The 22,200-nt window shown below is 30.8% G+C and carries 22 protein-coding genes; all 22 read right to left on the bottom strand.

From position 1 onward, the window contains the following. Complete coding sequence (locus HSACCH_RS01135) at positions 1-1,500, bottom strand: sugar ABC transporter ATP-binding protein (protein WP_005487217.1); 1,500 nt, start codon at positions 1,498-1,500, stop codon at positions 1-3. Continuing rightward, positions 1,501-1,896 (bottom strand): D-ribose pyranase, encoded by a 396-nt coding sequence (gene rbsD / locus HSACCH_RS01130; protein WP_005487216.1) that lies wholly within the window; start codon positions 1,894-1,896, stop codon positions 1,501-1,503. A gap of 1 nt (position 1,897) precedes the next feature. Further along, a complete protein-coding gene (rbsK, locus tag HSACCH_RS01125; RefSeq protein ID WP_407635718.1) occupies positions 1,898-2,824 on the bottom strand; it encodes a ribokinase in 927 nt (308 codons plus the stop codon). Between the two features lie 18 nt (positions 2,825-2,842). Beyond that, positions 2,843-3,835 carry a LacI family DNA-binding transcriptional regulator gene (locus HSACCH_RS01120; RefSeq protein WP_005487214.1) on the bottom strand — a complete coding sequence of 331 codons (993 nt, stop codon included), beginning with the start codon at positions 3,833-3,835 and terminating at the stop codon, positions 2,843-2,845. Positions 3,836-4,147: 312 nt separating this feature from the next. Then, positions 4,148-4,918 (bottom strand): malonate transporter subunit MadM, encoded by a 771-nt coding sequence (madM, locus tag HSACCH_RS01115; RefSeq protein ID WP_005487213.1) that lies wholly within the window; start codon positions 4,916-4,918, stop codon positions 4,148-4,150. Between the two features lie 29 nt (positions 4,919-4,947). After that, entirely contained in the window at positions 4,948-5,304 is a 357-nt protein-coding gene (locus HSACCH_RS01110; RefSeq protein WP_005487212.1) for a malonate transporter subunit MadL, read from the bottom strand. Between the two features lie 36 nt (positions 5,305-5,340). Beyond that, positions 5,341-6,546, bottom strand: a complete 1,206-nt coding sequence (locus HSACCH_RS01105; protein ID WP_005487211.1) for a CaiB/BaiF CoA transferase family protein — start codon at positions 6,544-6,546, stop codon at positions 5,341-5,343. A 179-nt stretch (positions 6,547-6,725) separates the two neighbouring features. Beyond that, positions 6,726-9,785 carry a hypothetical protein gene (locus HSACCH_RS01100; protein WP_005487210.1) on the bottom strand — a complete coding sequence of 1,020 codons (3,060 nt, stop codon included), beginning with the start codon at positions 9,783-9,785 and terminating at the stop codon, positions 6,726-6,728. Between the two features lie 12 nt (positions 9,786-9,797). Next, positions 9,798-10,613 (bottom strand): fimbrial biogenesis chaperone, encoded by an 816-nt coding sequence (locus tag HSACCH_RS01095; protein WP_005487207.1) that lies wholly within the window; start codon positions 10,611-10,613, stop codon positions 9,798-9,800. Positions 10,614-10,706: 93 nt separating this feature from the next. Continuing rightward, positions 10,707-11,540, bottom strand: a complete 834-nt coding sequence (locus HSACCH_RS01090) for a hypothetical protein (protein ID WP_005487206.1) — start codon at positions 11,538-11,540, stop codon at positions 10,707-10,709. Positions 11,541-11,639: 99 nt separating this feature from the next. Continuing rightward, positions 11,640-12,440 (bottom strand): hypothetical protein, encoded by an 801-nt coding sequence (locus tag HSACCH_RS01085; RefSeq protein WP_005487205.1) that lies wholly within the window; start codon positions 12,438-12,440, stop codon positions 11,640-11,642. Positions 12,441-12,631: 191 nt separating this feature from the next. Beyond that, a complete protein-coding gene (locus tag HSACCH_RS01080; RefSeq protein WP_005487204.1) occupies positions 12,632-13,762 on the bottom strand; it encodes an AfsR/SARP family transcriptional regulator in 1,131 nt (376 codons plus the stop codon). Between the two features lie 76 nt (positions 13,763-13,838). Then, positions 13,839-15,029 carry an iron-containing alcohol dehydrogenase gene (locus HSACCH_RS01075; protein WP_005487203.1) on the bottom strand — a complete coding sequence of 397 codons (1,191 nt, stop codon included), beginning with the start codon at positions 15,027-15,029 and terminating at the stop codon, positions 13,839-13,841. Continuing rightward, the gene (locus HSACCH_RS01070; RefSeq protein WP_005487202.1) at positions 15,029-15,529 is read right to left on the bottom strand and encodes a hypothetical protein; all 501 of its coding nucleotides are present in this window, start codon (positions 15,527-15,529) and stop codon (positions 15,029-15,031) included. Before HSACCH_RS01070 ends, HSACCH_RS01075 begins: the two co-directional genes overlap by 1 nt. 19 nt (positions 15,530-15,548) lie before the next feature. After that, positions 15,549-16,094: a TIGR01440 family protein gene (locus tag HSACCH_RS01065; protein ID WP_005487201.1), complete on the bottom strand. Its 546-nt coding sequence runs from the start codon at positions 16,092-16,094 to the stop codon at positions 15,549-15,551. Positions 16,095-16,256: 162 nt separating this feature from the next. Further along, positions 16,257-17,267, bottom strand: a complete 1,011-nt coding sequence (locus tag HSACCH_RS01060; RefSeq protein WP_005487200.1) for a hypothetical protein — start codon at positions 17,265-17,267, stop codon at positions 16,257-16,259. Between the two features lie 103 nt (positions 17,268-17,370). Further along, on the bottom strand, positions 17,371-18,006 hold the full coding sequence (locus HSACCH_RS01055) for a metallophosphoesterase family protein (RefSeq protein WP_005487197.1): 636 nt from the start codon (positions 18,004-18,006) through the stop codon (positions 17,371-17,373). 104 nt (positions 18,007-18,110) lie between these two features. Then, positions 18,111-19,079 carry a TIGR01212 family radical SAM protein gene (locus tag HSACCH_RS01050; protein ID WP_005487196.1) on the bottom strand — a complete coding sequence of 323 codons (969 nt, stop codon included), beginning with the start codon at positions 19,077-19,079 and terminating at the stop codon, positions 18,111-18,113. Between the two features lie 10 nt (positions 19,080-19,089). Next, on the bottom strand, positions 19,090-19,842 hold the full coding sequence (locus HSACCH_RS01045) for a phosphatase (protein WP_005487194.1): 753 nt from the start codon (positions 19,840-19,842) through the stop codon (positions 19,090-19,092). A gap of 136 nt (positions 19,843-19,978) precedes the next feature. Continuing rightward, the gene (locus tag HSACCH_RS01040) at positions 19,979-20,707 is read right to left on the bottom strand and encodes an amino acid ABC transporter ATP-binding protein (protein WP_005487192.1); all 729 of its coding nucleotides are present in this window, start codon (positions 20,705-20,707) and stop codon (positions 19,979-19,981) included. A 9-nt stretch (positions 20,708-20,716) separates the two neighbouring features. Beyond that, positions 20,717-21,361 carry an amino acid ABC transporter permease gene (locus HSACCH_RS01035; RefSeq protein ID WP_005487190.1) on the bottom strand — a complete coding sequence of 215 codons (645 nt, stop codon included), beginning with the start codon at positions 21,359-21,361 and terminating at the stop codon, positions 20,717-20,719. Positions 21,362-21,372: 11 nt separating this feature from the next. Further along, positions 21,373-22,167: an amino acid ABC transporter substrate-binding protein gene (locus tag HSACCH_RS01030; RefSeq protein WP_005487188.1), complete on the bottom strand. Its 795-nt coding sequence runs from the start codon at positions 22,165-22,167 to the stop codon at positions 21,373-21,375. Positions 22,168-22,200 lie beyond the last annotated feature (33 nt).

Genomic DNA, 22,200 nt, shown 5'->3' with positions numbered 1-22,200 from the left:
TTACTGACTCCTCCTTCCAGTTGCCAGCTTCATTACAGCTTCTTGATCTGCTTCAGCGGCATCCAGTTCTCCCATTATTTCCTTTTCGTGCATTACTATAACTCTATTGCTTAAATTTAATACCTCAGGTAGTTCTGATGATATTAAAATTACAGCAACCTCTTTATCAATTAACTCCTGCATTAAATTATATATTTCTCTTTTGGCTCCCACATCTATTCCTCTTGTTGGTTCATCAAGAATTACTACTTCTGGCTTTGTTGATAAGAGCTTAGAAATAACAACCTTCTGCTGATTCCCTCCACTTAAATTTTTAACTAGTTGCTTTTCTGAAGGAGTCTTTATATTTAAATCATTAATATATTTTTGAGCAAGTTCTTTTTCAGAAGCTGAGTTAATAAAAGTATTAGCTTTTAACATTTGCTTTAAAATAGAAATGCTAATGTTGTTAGCAACCGAAAGACTAAGTACTAAACCTTCATCTTTACGATCCTCACTTAAATAATAAATCCCTTTATTTATCGCATCAGCTGGTGAATTAATTTCTATTTTTTCTCCTTTATAATAAATTCCACCAGTTTTGGTTTTAAAAACTCCAAAAATAGATTTAGCTAATTCAGTTCTTCCAGATCCCATTAATCCTGCAACACCTAATATTTCTCCTTTACGCAGAGAAAAAGATGCATTAATGATTTCATCGGGTACCGATAAATTATCAATTTTTAAAATTTCTTCTCCTGGATTAAATTCCATTTTAGGAAAACGATCTTCAATTGTTCTGCCCACCATCATATTTATTAATTCATCTTCATCAGTTTCTACAGTTTCTACCTCACCAACAAATTCTCCATCTCTTAAAACTGTAACCCGATCACATATCTCAAAAACTTCTTCTAAACGATGAGAAATATAAACTATTGCAATATCCTGATCCTTTAAACGCTCAATTAATTTGAATAATATTTCAATTTCTTGATTTGTTAGAGAGGAAGTAGGTTCATCCATTACCAGAATTTCAGCATCCTGCGAAACAGCTTTTGCAATCTCAACCATCTGCTGACTACCAATATTTAGGTCCTTAATTTTTGACTTCGGATCAATATTTACTCCCAGCATATTTAATACGTCTTCTGTATTTTGATAGAGTTTTTTATAATCTATAAAAACTCCTTTTTTTTCTTCACGTCCCAGGAATATATTCTCTGCAACATTGAGATGTGGTATTAATTCTAACTCCTGGTGAATTATTGCAAGTCCTGCATTTTGAGCTTCTTTTGTATCATTGAATTCAACTGATTTACCTCTTAAAATGATCTCACCTTCGTCTCGTTGATGAATACCATTCAAAACTTTCATCAAAGTTGATTTGCCAGCACCATTTTCACCAAGTAAAGCATGCACTTCTCCCTTTTTAAGAGAAAAATTAACTTTATCTAAAGCTTTAACCCCAGGGAAAGTTTTAGTAATATTTTTCATTTCAAGTACTTTTTCTGCTCCCATTTAAAAATCAACTCCTGATATTAAAATGATGTTTGCATAGGGAGTAATTTCTCCACTGCGAACTACTGCCCTGGAGTTATTTGTTTCCTTTTTAAATTGAGCATGTGAAATATACTCAATCTCTGCTGTCGGAAGCATCTCTATTATTTTTGCTTCTAATTCAGGACTTTTTTCTTTAATTTCTGAAGCCAAAATTGCTTTTTCAACAACTAAATCTTCTAAAGTAGCTTCAAGTATTTTTATAAATTTTGGATAACCCTTTGTTAATGATAAATCTACTCTTTCAACAGTCGGTGGAATTGGCAGGCCACAATCTGCAACAACAAGACTGTCTTTATGACCCATTTCTGCAATTAATCTTGATAGTTGACTGTTTATTATTCCATTTTTTTTCATCTTATTTACTCCTTTCAGCAAGGAATTTATTTAAATCTTCTTTATTAGGTACCGAACTTTGAGCACCCATTTTAGTAACTGAATAAGCTGCAGCTTCTACTGCAAACTCCAAAGATTTTTTAATGTCATTTTTCTCCATTAAACTAGCAGCAAAAGCTCCTGCAAAAACATCACCTGCAGCTGTAGTATCAACTGCTTTAACTTTTAAAGAATCTAGATGTAATTTTTCATTTCTGCTGTAATAATTTATTCCTTTTTCTCCTTCAGTTACTATAATATTTTTTACTCCTTTATCAAGCAAGATATCAATTTTTTCAGATCGTTCTTCTAGATTAATATCATCTAATAGTAAATCTAATTCCCCTTCATTAGGCAGCAGATAATCTACTTTAGATAAAATATAATCTGGTAATTTTTGAGCTGGAGCAGGATCTAAAACTATTTTAGTATTATTAACTGCAGCAATCTCAATTATTTTTTTTATTGTTTCAACTGGTATTTCTAATTGCAAAAGCAAAATTTCTGCCTCAATTATTTTGTCTTTTATCTTTTCTATCTTATTTTCATCTAATTGATAATTAGCTCCTGGCGAAACAATTATTCGATTATTTCCTTTTTTATCAACTGTAATAACTGCAACACCCGTACTTACACCATCTACTTTAAAAATATTATCAATTTTTGCCCCACCATTTCTTAAGCTGGATATTAATTTAGGAGCAAAACTATCATTTCCACAGGCACCAATAAATTCTACATCTTCTCCTAATTTTGCAGCTGCAAGAGCTTGATTTGCTCCTTTGCCACCTGGTATCTGCTCAAATTTTCCGCCAATAATAGTTTCCCCTTTTTTAGGGTATCTATCTGTTTCAACAACTAAATCCATATTCATACTACCAATTACAAGTATTTGGGACAACTTAATCACCTACCTTTTAATCCTATTTTAAACTGATTCGCGAATAATTAAATCTGTATTTAATATTTGATCTTCAATTTCAGCATCTTCATCATCAATCATTTTTAAAAGAACAGATACTGCTCTTTCACCCATTTCATATTTTGGCTGACGCATTGTTGTTAATTCCGGCTTTAAAAGTGAAGCAAGGTTAATATCATCATGACCTGCTACTGCCATATCTGCCGGTATTTTTAAGTCAGCTTCAAACAATGCTTTATAAACACCAGCTGCACTTAAGTCATTAGCTGCAAAAACTGCTGTTGGAGGCGATTTTAATCCCAATAAATTTTGGGTAGCTTTATAAGCTGAATCTTGTGTATAATCTCCCTCAATAATATAATCTTTCTTAATCTCTATCTTATAATCTTTTAAAGCTTTTTTATAACCTGAAAGTCTATCCCTGGCAGTAGTAGTGTTAAGATCACCACTTAGATGAGCTATTTTTTTATGTCCCTTTTTAATCAAATATTCTACCATTTGATAGGCAGATTTTATATTATCAATACTTACCAGAGGGTATATGTGATCAAGTACCGATCTATCTATCTGAACTACAGGATAATTAGAAGCCTTAAGATTTTTTAATATTTCTTCATTTCCAAGAGAAAGAGAAACAATTAAACCATCTATTTGTTTGCTTTTAAACAATTCAACTGCTTTTCTTTCCCTTTCTAAATGATTATCTGTATTAAATAATATAACAGAATAACCAAGCTGCTGTGCTTTATCTTCAACAGCTCTGACTATTTGAGGAAAAAACGGATTACTGATATCAGGAATAATCAAACCAATAGTATGGGTTTTCTGCATTACAAGTCCTCTTGCTACACTATTTGGATTGTAATTCATTTCTTCAATAATCTTTAATATTTTGGCTCTTGTATCATCTCCAACATCAGGTTTGTTATTTAAAACTCTAGAGACTGTTGTAATTGATACATCAGCTTCTTTTGCTATATCTTTTATTGTAACTCTCATTATATCACCTAATTTAAATTGAATTATCTAAATTATTTATTGAAAATATTTAATATAAAAATCTGTGTAAAAATATTTACGTTAACGCTTCCGGTAACGTTTACAATTATAATTATAAAATATTCTGAAAAATATTTCAAGTATTTCTGAGTCTTAATTTAATCTTTATCATTCATTAAAGATAATTATTAATCGATTACTTTAAAATACTCTGTCATGAAAGCTATAATTGCTCCTACCATTTAAAATGATTTTAAAAAAGAAAAACTCCCCGGGGGAGGGGAGTAAAATTATATAAATATATTAATTATATTATAGCAAAATAGATCTAATTATAATAAATCCAAGTGATGGTACTATTAGAGTTCCTAATCCAGTATAAAAAGTTGCAGTCATTGCTCCATATGGAACTAGCTCAGGTGCTGTTGCTGCAAGACCACCTGCAACACCACTTGTTGTTCCAATTAATCCCCCATAAACCATGGCAGAAGTCGGATTATCAAGGCCAACTAGATCTGCTATGAAAGGTGTTATTACCATGGTCATAATTGATTTTACCAATCCAGCAGCTACAGAAATAGCAATAATCTCCGAGCTTACACCTAGTGCGGTTCCTGTTACAGGACCAACAATAAAGGTAACTGCTCCAGCACCAATTGTTGTAACTTCAGCCGGATCTGTATAACCTAAAGCCATAGCAACTCCACTACCAACTATAAAAGAGAAAATTACTCCCACTAATAAAGAAATTACTCCTACTGGGCCAGCTTTTTTAAGGTTTTTAAGTTTAACACCATACGCAGTAGAGATAATTGTATAGTCTCTCAGCATACTACCACCTAATAAACCAATACCAGCACCACTGAAAATTGATATATCTGCCAGTCCACTACTTCCACCAGTTACTTTACCACCAATGAATGCTAAGACTAAACCTGTAATAATTGCAAGAGCCGAAGCTATTCGCTCTTCTCCCAGCATAATCGAAATTTTCTTAGTTATAAACATTATTAATGCAACTAGAGCTATAGAAATAATTAAATGATCTGCTCCAGCAAAAGAATTAAATGCATCTGTTAACAATTTAAATCACTTCCGTTTCTTTAATAAAATTATTTTTTTAGTTTTGATAATAAAGGTACTAAAAACATTGCACCTATTGTCGCTACACCACCTGCTAAAATAGCAACTAACCCACCATTAATAGCACCAACAACATTTAAACGTGCAGCCATAGCAACAATAATCGGAATATATAAAGCACTTAAGAACTTAATACCATTTTCAGTTCTAGGTTTAAACATTCTGCCTCTGTTTTCAAGATAATTTACTGTTAAAACCATAAATAACATTGCAAGTCCAACTCCACCAACATCTCCACCAGTTCCAATGAACTGACCTAAAATTCTCCCTAAAAATGAGCCAAGCAGCATAAAAAATGCTACAAAGCCCATACCGATAATTTCCATCATCTCACTCCTTAAAACTTTTATCTAATATTATTTTTAGCCAATAATTCCTTGGCTTTTCATTTCTTTAATTTGAGCATCAGTTAAACCTAAACTTCCTTTAAGCACTGAATCAGTATGCTCACCTTTTGCAGGGGCATGACTTTTAATTTCTCCTGGGGTCTCTGACAAGTGGAATGGGGAACCAGCAACCTTAACTTTACCAATTCCAGGCTGTTCAAGATCCACTATCATATCTCTGTATTTCAAGTTGTCATCTTCGACAACTTTATCTACTGTATTAACTGGTGAATAAGGGAGTCCATATTCTTCGAAAACTTCTTCCCATTCAGCAGTATTTTTTTCTTTTATTCTTTTTGCAAGAATTGGTATTAGCTCATCCTTGTTTTCTGCTCTTAATGGATTTGTTTTAAATCTTTCATCATCTGCTAACTCAGGCATTTCAAGAGCATCACAGAACTTTTTCCATAAACTATCATTCCCAATTGGAGTTACAATATAATTATCTTTAGTTTTAAATGACTGGAATGGTACAATTGTTGGATGTGCTCCACCAAGTGGACCAGGAATCTCTCCCTCCATTGTATAGCGAGCAATAGCATTTTCTAAAACAGAAACAAGTCCATCTACCATTGACATATCAACATGCTGTCCTTTACCAGTTCGATCACGATGACGTAAGGCACTTAAAATACCAATAACAGCCTGGTGTCCTGCCATAATATCACCAATAGAACTACCAACACGGCAGGGTTCTCCACCTTCAGGTCCGGTGATACTCATCAAACCACTATATGCCTGAGCTACCATATCATAAGCAGGTTTACTGGCATATTCTTCTAAAGCATCATGACCAAATCCGCAAATTGAACAGTATATTATATCTTTTTTAATTTTTTTCATTTCTTCATATGAAAAACCAAGTTTTTTCATTGTGGTAGGGCGGTAATTTTCTACAACCACATCTGCATCACTTATTAAATCTCTTAATATTTCTTTACCTTTTTCTTCCTTCAAGTTTAAAACAATACTTTTTTTGTTGCGGTTAATACTAATAAAATAGCCGCTCTGCTGTTCTCCAGCTTCATCTTCAACAAAAGGACCAAATTGTCTTGAATCATCACCAAATGGTGGCTCTACCTTAACAACCTCTGCACCTAAGTCTGCCATAATCATTGTTGCAAATGGTGCTGCCAATACATGGCTTAAGTCAATAACTTTAATCCCGTCTAAAGCTCCCATTAAAAAATCTCCTCCTATAAAATATTAAAATAATAAATTTCTAGTTAAAAAACTAAGTTGACTTGTAGTCAATTTGACTCATAGTCGAATTATATAATAAAAAAATATTTTTGTCAAAAAAATAATAAACCCCAGCATTTAAGCCGGGGCTAAACAGGACATTTCTGCCCTGGGATAACTTAATCTCCATAGATTATTGGAATATCAATATCATGATGATCAAGTCGATCCTCGGTAATATAAATATCCTGTTCATATCCATTTAATGGTCTAGTTCCTTTTGGTAGAGATTCTTTTAAAAGATTCAGTTTGTGATATCCTAAAGGAATATTTTCAAAATAAAATTCTCCTCTTTGATCAGTATAATCTTTTTTATTTAAATTTCCTACTGCTAAACCTGCCCAGACAAGATATTCCTCATTTTCATCTTTGTTTCCATTAGCATTTTTATCTAAATATACTTTACCACTGATTGAACCATTAATTGTAAGACCAAAATTTTGCATAATATTTTGGTTATCTTTAACTCTAACTAATATTTCTTTAGTTACTGGTGTATAATCTGCAATTAAATTTCTATAATCAAAATTCAAAAGATATAGATCATTAAAATATGGTTTGAAAATAAAGAAACCATCTTCATCAGTTTCAGTCATAATACTGTCTAAACGCATCGAAATATCTTTAAGTCTTTTTTCTCCTGGATCCATAACTCCATTATAATTTTGATCTAGATATACATATCCTGCTACAATTGGTCTTGGTTCAAAATCAGTAAATCTTGTGTTTTTCTTTTCACTTCCTATGAAAGAAAGAGCATGAGAATAAGAGATTGTAACATATTCTTCATATTCACCATTAAGAAAATTTTGATATTCTCTACCTGCTTCAATTACTATTCCACTTTCATCATCACGAATAATATCATAGGCCCCTCCAAAAGAAATTCCATTTTGACCGTCTTCTGGAACTATATATTCTCCAAACAATCTGATATAACCAGGGTTATCTGGAAAATAATAATCACCTGATAATAAAAGTGATTGATAATCTGCTAAAAGTTCACCCTGATAGTCATTTAACTCTGCTGATACACTAAATTCTCTGTTAAAATAATATTTTAACTTCAATGAACTTTCTTCACTTATTAAGTTTTCTGATTCTTCTTCTCTCCTCTCAGTTGATAAAGTTAAAGAAGCTCTATCAGAAAAAGATAATCTTATTTGGCCATCATAAATTCTATCATAATATCTCAAGCCTAAATTGTCACGCTGCTGTTCCCCGTCATAATTTAAAGATATAAATAAATAATTATTGATTCTTTTATAAACTGATAGTTCAGCTTCATAATCCTGGTAATTTCCTTGATAATTATCTGGGGGAAAATTATATATTTCTAAATCATTATCATAATAAGCCAACTCACTTGTTATTCTAAATGTATTACCATAGAGATTATTAACTAAAGCAACTCCTTTTTTAATTTCATTACCCTCAAATAAATATAAATTGTTTTCTGTATCAGAAATTAAATAATCTTGTCTGTTATCTTCATATAAAAGAGAAACAGAATTATAATTTCTCCAATTAGGATTATAAATAACTCTGAATTTGTAATAATCGCTTTCATCTAATCGATTTTCCAAAGTCTTTCTCTGACCAATAGTTGGATTAATACTCCAGTTATTAGTTAAATCTAATTTCATTGAAATTGATTTATCTTCCCCTTCTTCTTCTTCCATATATTCTTCAATTTCAGGTGGAAAATATATATATACACCTTTAATATATCCTTTTAACATTGAAAATAACAGTTCAGCTTGAGCACCATTTTCTAGATTATCAAATTCTCCTGCTACCAGCCAATCTAAATTAATTACTGTGCTACCACCTAATCTTAATGCAAAACCTGTTATTGATGATAATATTTCATTTTCTGATTCACTGTCTGGATTTTCTGATTCATTATAAATTGTAGATTCTAAATTAAATGATAATTTGTCATTTAGAGCATAATTAGATCTAATTGATCCAAAATAACCTTCCCACTCATTATCCGAAAAATTACTATCCCTAAAACGACCTGCCATTAGTTCTATTTCTTTAACTTTAGGCTGCAATATATTACTTGAACCTGCTAGATATTTTGTTTTAATGCTTTTATTTCCATCTTCATCTATTATAATTATCTCAATTTTATTTAAATAACCAGCTCTTAACTCTAAATTTTCTATTAAAAACTCTCGATCTCTTTTAATTACTTCTTTTTTTGCTAATTTATTATTAATAATTATACTTAAATCATCACCTTTTTTTACATTAATTTTTAAAGTAGTATAAGGTATAAGTTTAAATGAAAGTCTATCAGGTAGAGAGAAATAAAGTCCCTGCATATCAATTTTACCCATTGTGTTTTTTAAATTAAGATCATGGTCACCTGCTATAATTAACATGTTATTCTCTTGATATTTAAATTTTATCTTATCAAGCTCATATTCGACATCTTGATTATTTAAATTATAACTAAGGTTGTTATTTATAAAATAAGCCCAATTATTAACACGTCCATAAAAGTTTAAATCTCCCCTAATATTTTTGCTCAATTCTGAAAAAATTCTATCTTCTAATTCAAGCTCAACTCGGTAATGAACAGAACTAAGCTGAAAGCCTCTTAGTTCATCACCTAAAATTTCTTCCTTTTCTTTTTGATATAAATCTTTTTTTTCATCTAAATCTAGGATTTGATCTTGACTAAGATCTTCAATAAACTCACCCTCTACAAGTAATTCTTGAAATGAATTATTCCAGCTGATCTTATAATTAGTTAAATATGAAAAAACTTTTTTACTTAAATAAAATTCGCCTCCATAAATAATTGGCTCTTCAGTATCCCATTCTGGATGATCTATATATTTTTTATCTTTTAAGTCAATTATTACTTCTTTGTTTGCTTTTGTTAAAATTAAAATAGATAATTCTCTGTTAAAATTTAGTTCCACATCAAGGTAGGGTACAATCAAATTAGCAGGTAATAAGACATAGTCTTCCTCTTTAAAATAAAATAATTCAAAAAAATCATTTTTTTCATATACCATTTCTTTATTTATATCAAAAAGAGTTAATAAAACTATACTTGTTTCAATTTCAGGATTACTTTCTTCAAAACCCTGAGAAAATACTATTTGAACTGCGAAAAAAAAGATTAAATATATTAAAATTAATATTATTAATTTTTTCATCTTTTCACCCACTTACTCTATTGTTATCGGAATCTGATATTCAGGCTCATAACTTGTATTATAAAGTCTGAAGCTGAGTATAAAAGTATAATCCCCTTTTTTTAAACGATCTTCTAAATAAAAAGCAAATTGCCTTTCATAGCCTGGAAGGATTATTAATTCACTAAAACTTTTTTCCATAACAACTTTATTCTCTGAATTAATTATTTTATAAGAAGGGTAATAACGCAAATGTGCTTCCCCATCATTTTTAACTCTAATTGTTATTCCCTGAGGTATAGAATCTGAAGTCTTATATACTCTCAAACCATTAAATTTAAAATCATATTTAACACTCTCAGGAATATAATAAATTACTGAACCAACCTGACTTTTAACATTGGAACCTGTTGCAGCATCAATAAGACCTGTTTCTTGCTCAAAAAAAACTACTCCTCTACGTTCTCTAATAGTTTCTGCTGTTTCTGGATTAGAAATTGTAAATCTAACTATCTGTTTTTTCCCCGGAGGTATTTTAAACTCCCTAGGATTAAATTTTATCAAGCCATCTAAACTGTAATCTGTTTCTCCTGCCTCATAAAAAATCAAGCCATCATTTTCATCAAGTGCCCAATCATTAAGCAGTGCTTTGAGTTCAATTTCTTCTTCGCCTGTATTTATAACTTCTATTAAACCAGTGCTGTGTTTTTTATCCAAAGCATTCAAAATAATTCTCGCTGGTTCAATTCTGACTGCTGCCCAACTTATTCCCGAAAAAATTGTAATAAAAATTAAGAAAATTACTAAATTAAAGAAAATAAAACTGAAAATTTTATTAATTTTTTTCATAAATATTACCCCTTTCTACTTATTCAGGGGCTGAATATACAGCCCCTGCCTTGTAGTGGAAAAGTTGTATTTACTTATATTATTTAGAGCTTGTTAAATTGTAGCTGCTCTAAAGATAACTTCACCATTATAGTAACCATGGTTTGTACTCATTGTGAATGGAACTCGGAAGTTATGAAGTGCTGTTAATTTTTCGCCTGGATCTCCATCATACTTGTCAACTTTAACAAGTGAACTTGTGGTAAATGCATCAAAACCACTTTCCCAAGTTGCTCCTGCGTCTAAACTTGTTCTCATATGCATTGGTAATACTGCACCAGTATTATCTTGTGCTTCTAAAGCTTGAGCTTCTACAGAATATCTGTAGTTATCATTAGAAACAACTTCGACTGAGAAGATATCACAAGCACCAATATATACGCCAGAATCGGCAGGATTAATTTGAGCATTACCGCCATGACCTAATGATACCCAGTTTTCATCAAGGAAGCCACCAATTTCATTGTCAAATGCAATTATATAACCAGTAGCATTTGTCGCAGCATCAGCATTTGGACCATAACTAATTGCAGAAGTTGTACCCTGATTACCCTGTAATTTTAGCTCTAAAAAACAAGGGATATAAGCTCGAGTGTCTATTCTAACTGATACATCTTGATTTCTTCCATTTGTATCATAATTTGCATCTCTATTCAAGCCTTCTAAATGAGTATAGTCACCAGGGTTGTCAGAATCTACATCATTAAAGAAAACTGTACCATCATCATCTTTATGCTGATCATAAGCTGCATAAGCTCCACCATCACCAAAATAAGCACTGTCATCAAATTCTAACGGATTTGTAAACACCCCGGTATACTGAGCCATTGCTGCACCTGCAAATATCATCACCAATACCATTGTTAAAGCTAATACTTTAATCCTCATTTAAAACTCCTCCTTTTATTTTATGAAATTTGTTCCCACCAAAACATTTATATAAAAACATCAGGCAGAGCTGATGTTATTTGCCCATTTGGAAAGCAATTATTCGAGGATAAAATTAAATTGATAATTTTTTTCTCCAGCCTGAATCTTTTTAAAGTCATCAATTTTAAATTGATAAAATATTTCTACCTGCCCAGAATCTAGAAATGTTGTGCTGCTGCCACTTGCTATAAAAACATCTTTACTATTAAGACTTTTAAAATCTCTATCAAAATTAGCCGCTTTTCTGCTTTCAGAATCAGCAGCCACTTTAATTGAAATTCCATCTTGATAGTCATTGTTTAAAACCACTTTAAGTTTCCAATCTGTATTAGAAATTATTATCAATTTTTGCTGTCCAGAACTATATAATTCATGAGTTCTATTATTTAAGTTATTAATAACAGCAGTACTTTGATCAGCTTTAACCATTTTTTTCCATGGTTGAATTTCGAAAACTAGCTTATATTCATCAATTTTATTTCCATTATCGATATAAAGAATATTTTCATATAATCCTGGTTCATATTCATTTTTTAAATCAAATTGAAAATTAATTGCTCTATTGAAAAATAAATTATTTTTTTCTGCTTCAAAGCTTCTACTACTTATGGGAAATAAATTATTTCTACCCAATATTTTTAAGTTTGTAGAATTGATCTTTTTAGATGCAGAAGTAAAATAATTATTCTGAGCATAAACTTTTATTATTTCAGCTTTAATATCTTGGATAGGAACTGAAATATTTATGCTTTGATCTTCATCTGGAGCATAACTGCCGAGATAAACTCCTGCAGCTTCCACATTCAACTGAGACAGGAAAATCATAAATAAAATAATAATAATAACTCTCAATTTCATATCTTTCCCACCTCCTCTTTGATAAGTTAATACTAACAGTTTAACCTAAAAATATTCTTGTTATCTCCTCGAAAAAAACACGAATTTTATATTTTTTACCTTTATTTTCTGTTAATAACTATAATTATCCAAAAAGAAAAACCACCAAAAGGTGGTTTGAAGTTTGTTACAAATTATTATATTTTTTATGATTAACTTATTTCTTTAATATCTATGGAAGGTTTTTTAGTTAGTTCTAAGGCTTCACAAAATGAATTAACTCTATTCATAATTATTCCACTATTTATCAGATTCATATCCTGCAGCAATAAGTATATTTTATAATTATTAATACAAATGACGTCACAAGATCGAAGCATAAAGCTTATTTTAACGGCGGCCTCAGAAAAAGTAATCGGAAGCTTAACCCCTTTAAAATCAATTTTGATCAAAACAAATTCCCCTTTTTGCCTTCTAACATGACGCAGTTCGACATCATATATTTTTTTAAAAACATCAACATTACAAATTATCGCGCCAGAATCATCATTATTTTCAAAAGTTAAATCTTCTTCGATTGTTTCAGATAATTCTCGACTTAATTTAATTTTGTGATATTCATTTTTTAATTCTTGACCTGGCAAAACATCAAGCTCGTCTTTTAGAATTTGCTCACACTTTTTATAACTATTTATCGCCTCAGCAATCCTTCCTAATTTAACAAGAGCTTTAATATAAAGTAAATAAAAATTTTCTCGATAAGGATCATATTCTATACCACGGTGCAGATAATTAACTGTATCCCTAAATTTTTGTGCCTGATATAATTTATTGCTAAGTATTTCTATTAAATTTAAGTAATTCTCTCTTAATTTTTCCCGCTGAATTTCAGTCCAATCCTCATAGCGTAGTGCAGGAAAAAAATCTCCTCTATATAGCTGAAAAAGTTCTTCAAGCTCCTCTACTTCTAATTCTTTTTCATGAATCATCTGGTCAGTCTTTTTTTCAAAATAATCCCAGTCAGCCCAAATTTCATAAGCATTATTTATTGAATAACCACCACTTACTGATTCGATAATATCCTTTGGAATCCCATCTTTTGCTAAAGATCTTCTTAAAAGATAGATAGTATTATATAATTTGTTTTTACCATCCTCTAAGTCTGAACCTTCCCAAAAAATGTCGATTAATTCTTCTACACTTACAGTTCTTTTTTTCTCCAATAAAAGATACATAAAAATAGATAAAGCTCTTTTCGAAACCCAAGCACTTCCACTAACTGTTTTATTATGATACTTAAAATAAAATGGACCTAATCCATAAAATTTAATAACCTCTTCCACTACGGACACCCCCATTATTAATCTGCAACAATCTATAAAAAGGGGCACTTGTCAATTTTGACAAATGTCCATTACTTTAAAAAGATGCTTCTAAAATACTCTTAATATCTATTCTATTAACTTGACCAGCAGAATTTAAAATAGAACTATTATGCATTGCTTTATCAATAATATCTTCAAATTGTTTTCTTTTTACCCCTATTTCTTCTAAAGTGACAGGAATCCCTGTTATAGCCCTAAGTTCATTTAAAATACTAACCACAGCATTTACAGCAATTAAGGCTCGATCATCTGGATCAGTATCAATAAATTTATCTCTGCCTTCTAGAGCAAGCAAAATATCCTGATACGCATTCCTACAGTAGTCAAACTTAAGGTTATAGAACATTCCATGTGGCAAAAGTACAGATAATGCATCACCATGTGAAACCCCAGCTATTTTTTCACAAGCATCACCAACTGCATGAATAATACCTGCATGAGAATTGGAAAAGGCTATCCCAGCCATCACAGCTGCATTATTCATAGCGACTCGGTACTTTTGATTGTTTACGTCATTAACTAATTCTCTTAAGTTCTTTCCTATTAACTTTAAAGCAGCAAAAGCATAAGCATCACTAAGCGGATTAGTCTGAAGTCCAGTATAGGCTTCAACAGCGTGTACAAGAGCATCTACTCCAGTCGAAGCTGTAAGTCTTGGCGGTAAAGCAAAGGTCATCTTCGGATCTATAACAGCAAGATCTGGTATCAATCTACTGGAAACAAACTCTAGATCATTTTTGTTTTTTTGATCACTAATTACAGCAGTTAAAGCAGCTTCAGATCCCGTACCACTTGTAGTTGGAATTACAATAAAGGGCTGCATATCTGCATGAGCAGTTTCCACCCCAGCTAATTTTTTTAAGTCTTCAATCTGCTCAGATATCATTAAATTAATCCCTTTAGCTGTATCAATAATTGCTTCTCCACCAAGTGCAATAATACCATCACACTCTAGGTCTTCATAACGTTGAGCAGCTTTTTTTACAATCTCTAGTGTTGCCTGATTAGGAATAGTTTTAATTATCTGTCGCTGATTTATTGACTTATTTTCAATATGTGTTAATAGTGTATCTAATATCTTTAATTCATCTAAGCTTTGATTGGTTAATATCAAAGGATTACTAACATGTAAACGATCAAGCTCATAATTTAAAGTAGATAAGGCATGCTCTCCAGAAATGATTTTAACAGGACTAAAAAACTCAAAATAATCCGACTTATACATTAAATTTCACCCTTTTCTCTATATAAAAATAAGGCCCTTAATATCAGCTTTAAGCGAGATATATTTCTTTTAAACTTATAATCTAAAATTTTTTCAGAAAATTTATCTGACATGATATATGCCTCAACAAGCTCAAAAATATAAATTAAAGAAACTGCATATTCTAAATTACCTTCTAATAGTATCTTGTGTTCAGAAAATGCCTGTCTTATACCCTCTTTTGCTCCTAAAACCTCGTAAGCAAATTCTTCATCTTTAAAATATAATTTTAAATCAATATTTTCTGGCTCATGGTGATATCCATAATATTTAAATTCATCATTTTCTTTTTTTAATATAATAGAGGGTGATTCTTTTTCTACTGCAACTGCAGCAGTGAAATTTTCAGGTAAATATGCTAATTCTTTTTTTATAATAGGCTCTGTGTCAGTTAAAACTGTAAAAGAGCGACCTATAAGTGAAAGAATGAATTTATCAATACAATGGTGCAAATATTTCAAAATTAAAGCCTCCCTTTTCTTAATCTCTATATTTTGCTCTAACTCCACCTACAAGTTTTAACCTAGTTTCTGCAGCAGTAAGATGCGCTTCTCCAATTTCTTTAATTGATAATCTAACTGGTACAGCTATATTTTTAAGATGCATTCCAATTAAAGCATCACCTATATCAATTCCTAAATCAGCTTCCATATTTTCCACAGTAACAGCCTCTGAAAATTCTTTAAAGGCCGCTGTAGCAAATGCTCCTCCAGCGGTTCTATGGGGTATTACATTTACTTCATTAAAAGAAAATTTCTGTTGACATTCTCTTTCTATAACTAAAGATCTATTTATGTGTTCACAACCCTGTACAGCAAGATAAAGCCCGTATTCTTTTAAAATTTTCATTATTTTTCTTATAATCTTATCTCCTAAATCTACATCAGTGGCTGAGCCAATTTTTTTACCCTGAATTTCACTTGTACTCCCACCTAATATGAAAATTGAACCAGCTTTCGGTTTTACATTATCTATTAGTTCTCTGATGGCTTTTTCAACATCAGTTAATATTTTCTCTGTCTGCATTAATAAATCTCCTTCCTAAACTTAAGTATATATTTCTATTTTAACTCAAAATACAATATATCGCAAATATGTGATTTTTAGAACAAAGATTTTAGTTATATAATTTTTTGTTAAATATTATTTATTTCATAAGAAAAAGCCGGGAACTATCCGGCTTTAAAGTTATTTTTTAGACTCAGCTTTAATTTTTTCTTCGATTGCAAAATATCTATTTTTTGCAGCTTCAGATAATTCTTTCATTATTTTTTCTCTATATTTAAAAGCTAATGCTTTGCGATCATGATATTTATTATCATTTAAAATTTCAGACCAACTAATTTTATTGCTTTTATTAAAAAGATCATAATCAACAATTCTTTCACCTTCACTATTATATTCAAATGCAAACAATATTTTTTTTATTTCAAGCGGGTCTAAAAAAGTAAATAGCTTAACCTGATAAGCAGTAATTGAAAATAAAGCAAATGCATGATCTTTAGTCCATGATTCACCAAGTATAATTCCAGCTTCTAAGTCTGATAAAATAGTAATCAAGCGATTATATTTTAATTCATATAATTCATCTGAATCAAAAATATTTATTTTAAGTTCAGACCACTGTTGATTTTCCAAGCCATGAGTAATATATCTTATAGCATCACGCCTTAATTCTTCAAAAACTAAAGTAGTATTTTTTTTAATTAAAATATTATCTTGCACTTTTTTTAAAGACTTCAATCTAGATTTAATTGGTTGATCTGTAAAAGAAATAATTGTACTATCAGCACTACCTTTATCAATGCCTTCTAAAATTGACATTTCTTCAGCCTGATAATTATCTATAATTTCGTCGATTACTTTTTTGCCTGGCTTAGGTATTCTCATAACCAACTGTCCCGGTCCAGCAGTAACCTTATCAACTGACTGACTTAGATCTTGCTGGTTCAAAATCATTGTCATTAAAGTAGTAGCATTCATGGGAAGATATAAAATCAAATCAGAATCTTTCACTTTAAAACTTTCTTTTTGGTAATCACTTAAAAAAATAATTACCGATTCTTCTTCTGCAAGTTTAATGGCAGTTTGAAAATCCAATTTTTTTAGTTCTGTTTTTTGAGAAAGTTTTTGCCAAAATAATTCTGGTGATTTTACTTTAAAAAATAAATATCTGGGACCACTACGCACAAAATTCATTAAACCACTCCCATAAATTCAAATATTTTAAAATTTCTTAAAACTTAACCAAAAGAAATTAGCCAGATTTTAGCAAACCTGGCTGATAAAAATTACTTGTTATTTAAATCATATTAAAAGATTTATACTGTCTACCCTGATCAACAATCCAGGGATACTTAACTTTGTAATCTTCTTTAGATGGAAGTAATAGATAGTTGATATTTGAAATCCCATTTAAAAATTTATTATCACTAGCAAATTCTTTTTGATGATTATGACCAAAAAGATTAATTTCTGAATTTAGAGGAAGTTTTTCTGGATAATGAGCAATTCCTATTTTAACTCCATCTAATTCAATAATACTTCCTTCTGGCATGATCTCGCTTCTATTAATGTTTGCTTTAATAATATTAACATCATCATGATTTCCAGGAACATATATTATTCTTGCATTAGTCAATTTTTCAAGATTCCTTATAAATTCAGCTGATTTCTTCTGATAAAGTGGTATTAATTCCTTACCAGCATCTTCAAGTTTTAAGTTATCTACCAAATCTCCAGTATGAATAATTACATCTGGACGACTATAGCTCAACATTTTATAAATATGAGAATAGATAGATTCTGGTGTATCACTAATATGCATTATTTTTAATTCCTGAGAATTATGATATTCTTCAGGTAATTTATATCTATTTTTAAAATCATAAATTCCACTACTGAAATTATTAATTACTTTTTTTAGGACTGAAGTCATCTTATCACTCCTCTACTAATCTACTTTTGACTTCATATTAATTATTTGATTAACTTTTATTATAATACTTTTATTTCCAGAATTCAAGTTTTATTTCCCCAAACTTAATTATTATTAGTTTGAAATTTAGACAGGGCTTTCCCATTTAAATAATTAAATAATCTCCCTTGATAAGTGTTTCTTTTTTTCATTTCCTTAATAATCATGTCATGAATTTTCCACCAGGGAGTGTCCCAATTAACAAAAATTGATTCTTCACCAGGAGCTCTACCAATTAAACGCTGCACAGCAATATCAGGTGATAAATTTTCTAAAAATAAAATTACCCTTTCTATATATTCAGCAAGTGAACAAATTTCAAGTTCCCCAGCTTTATACTTTTTTGCAAAAACTGAATTTTCTCTAATGTATAGAGCATGTAATTTAACATGGTCTACTTCCAGAGCTGACAAAATTCTTGCTCCCTCAATTACATCTTCTCTTGTATCACCTGGCAAATTCAAAATTAAATGTGCTCCCACTTCAACTTCAAATCTTTTTGCCCTTAAAACAGCATCAATAAATTCTGCTAAACCATGCTGCCTGTTCACATTTTTTAAAGTCTTATAATTTACTGTTTGTAATCCAAATTCGAAGGCCAACTCTATTTCTGAAGAAATTTCCTGTAAAATATTTTTCAAAGTAGAAATATATTGATCACTTATTGAATCGGGTCTGGTAGAAAAATAAACTGATTTTATTCCTTCAACTTTTGCAGCTTCTTTTATATAATTTTTCAATTTATTAAGTTCTAAATAGGTATTTGTGTAATTCTGAAAATAAGCAATGAATTGATCTACCCCATATCGTTCCCCTATATACTCTTTATTTTCTAAAAGTTGATTTGTAACTGACATCTCATCGGGTAACATCTCAAAGTCAGCACCTTCCTCACCACAAAAATGGCAGCCCGCTTTTGCAAGGTTTCCATCTCTATTGGGACAGGTTGTAGGTAAATTAACCGGTAATTTATATGTTTTCTTACCATATTTATCTTTTAAAAACTGTGAATATTTATAATATGGTTCTCCCATTTTTACACCTCTAAACTGTTTTCTTCAATTTATTTAATCTTCTTTGTCTTTCATCTAAATAATTAGTTATATTTTCTACCGTACTGTTAATTATCAGCTCACTATCAAAATATTCACTTTCAAAAATGAAATTAAGTGTTGAATATTCTCCAATTTTATCATAAAAATGAGCATCACTATTTATAGCAATCTTAAAACCATATTTTTGGGCTAATTTTAATAATTTCAGTGATTCAGATTTAATACCTCTAGTTTTATATTTGTTCGGGTTATAAGAACTGGCATTCAACTCTAAAATTACATTGTTTTCAGCTGCTGCCTCAGCAACTTTTTCTAAATCAACAGGGTATTCTCTTTGAACTGGATGAGTTATCATGTCAAGCTGTGGATTTTTCATTGCTTCAATTGTTGCTTTAGTATATTCTGCTTTATTATTTAAATTATGCCCTGTTAAGCGATGAATTCCTGCTGCAACAAATTCTAAATAACCAAGTTCTTCATCTGTTAAATCTAAATTACCATTTTTTAAAATATTTGCTTCAACACCTTTAACAATTCTAACACCATATAATTCATCAGGAACAATTGCTAAATTACCGAAATGATATACATTAGGCCCTCCTGGTAATTTGGGGCCATGATCAGTAATTGCTATTAATTTCATCCCCTTATTAAAGGCACCTCTTGCCATCTCATCAACTGTAGAATAAGCATGACCACTTGCTACAGTATGAGTATGTAAATCAGTATTTATTTTAAACACTATTAATTTCTCCTCCTTATATTACTCAAAACTCCAAGTAAATGTTATATTAAACTGCTGTTATTATCTGTAAACATTTTAACAGTCATTGACCTTAAAAGCAAATCAGAAATGAAAAAGCTCCCAAATGGGAGCTTTAGTTTTGACTTAATATTTTTGTTAAAAAGTTTTGTATTCTTTCTGATTCAGGATTAACAAATATTTTTTCAGGAACTGTATCACTTATAATCCTGCCGTGATCCATAAAAATAACCCGATCAGAAACATCCCTGGCAAAGCCCATTTCATGAGTTACAATCAGCATTGTGATATTTTCATCTGCTAAATCCCTAATAACTGTTAAAACTTCACCAACTAGTTCTGGATCCAGGGAAGAAGTAGGCTCATCAAACAACATAATATCAGGTTCCATTGCCAGCGCTCGTGCAATTGCAACTCTTTGTTTTTGACCACCTGATAATTGAGCTGGATAAGCATCTTTTTTATCATAAAGTCCAACTTTTTTTAATAGCTTTTCAGCCCTGTTTTTAACTTTTTTCTTTTTCTCACCTTTAACAACTATTGGTGCTTCAATTAGATTACCCATAACTGTTTTGTGAGGAAAAAGATTAAAACCTTGAAAAACCATACCCATTTTTTCATAAGCTTTTTTGCCAGATTTTAATACTGAAATTCCCTCTATAAATAATTCTCCCGAATTTATTTCTTCTAAACCAATTAGCGATCTCAAAAGAGTACTTTTACCTGAGCCAGAAGGTCCGATAATAGAAATTACCTCTCCCTGCTGAACTTCAAAAGAAACATCTTTAAGCACCTCTAATTCGCCAAAATTTTTATAAATATTTTTTGCCTTTATCATTTCCAAAATTATCACCTATTCGTAAACAGAATATTTTTCTTCTAATTTGCGGAAAACTGTAACAATAACTGAACTAATTATTAAATAGAAAACCGCAGCTATTATAAAAGGTATAATAGAAAAATCTCTTGTTACAGCTACCTTAGCAGCCCTCAGTAAGTCACCAAGGCCAATCACAGCTACTAGAGCACTATCTTTAACAAGATTAATTGCTTCATTACTGGTTGCTGGCAAAACTCTTTTTACAGTTTGGGGAATAACAATCCTACTCATAGTTTGTTTGTAATTCATACCTAATACTTTTGCAGCTTCATACTGACCGTCATCTATAGATTCTATTCCACCTCTAAAAATTTCAGTGAAATAGGCACCATAATTTACAATAAAAGTCAGGGCTGCAGCTGGAAAAGGATTTAAAGTAATACCCAAAACTGGCAGACCATAATAAGCAAAAAAGAGCTGTAATAAAAGAGGAGTTCCTCTAAAAACCCAGGTATAAAAAGATAAAATTGATTCTAAAAGTGGAATTTTAGAGATTTTACCCAGTGCCCCAAATACACCTAAGATTACCGAAAAGATTGCTGTGACCAAATAAAGCTGGAAGGTAATTAAACTACCTTCCAGTATATATCCTGATACGTTTAATATATAATCAAACAAATAAATGCCTCCTACTTAAGTACAATATCTTCTCCAAACCATTTTTCAGAAATTTCAGCAGCTGTTCCATCTGCAATCATTTCTTCTAAAGCAGAGTTAAGAGCCTTTCTAAATGAATCGGCACCATCACGAACACCTACACCATATTTCTCTCCACCAAAATCATCTTCAAGAACTTTAAACTGGCCTGGACGCTGACTTATATAATAACGGCCAACAATTACATCTAAAACAACCGCCTGAACTCTTCCTGTTTGTAAATCCATTAAAGCTTCAGTATTATTAGAGAACTGACGTAACTCTTCAAAAGTTTCTAAAACTTCTGGCTCAGATTCTACAGCACTAACTGCACTACTTCCCAGCTGAATTCCAACAACTTTACCAGCTAAATCTGATTTTGTTTCAATATCACTATCTGCCTGTACTACAATACTTTGAGAGTTTTCTAAATATGGCCTAGAAAAATCAATACTCTCTTCTCTCTCTGGGGTAATTGTTAGACCATTCCAGATTACATCAATCATCCCATTTTTAAGACTTAAAATAACACCATCCCAATCAACAGCTTTAAATTCTACTTCAACACCCATTCTTTTTGCTGCTTCTTTAGCTAAATCTATATCAAAACCAACAATTTCTCCACTTTCATCTCTAAAACCCATTGGTGGAAAACTATCATCTAGACCTACGACTATTTTTCCTTTTTCCTTAATTTCAGCTAAAGAATCTTCGGCCATTACATTACCACCAATTAATAATAATGCTAATAAAACAACAACAAAAATATTTAATAAATTTTTTCTCACTTTTTTTCCTCCTAAGTATATTTTCTTTTATTA

This window comes from Halanaerobium saccharolyticum subsp. saccharolyticum DSM 6643 (assembly GCF_000350165.1).
Lineage (GTDB): Bacteria > Bacillota > Halanaerobiia > Halanaerobiales > Halanaerobiaceae > Halanaerobium > Halanaerobium saccharolyticum.
Note: the sequence above shows the minus strand (reverse complement) of the source record. Positions and strands in the feature narration are given on the sequence as shown.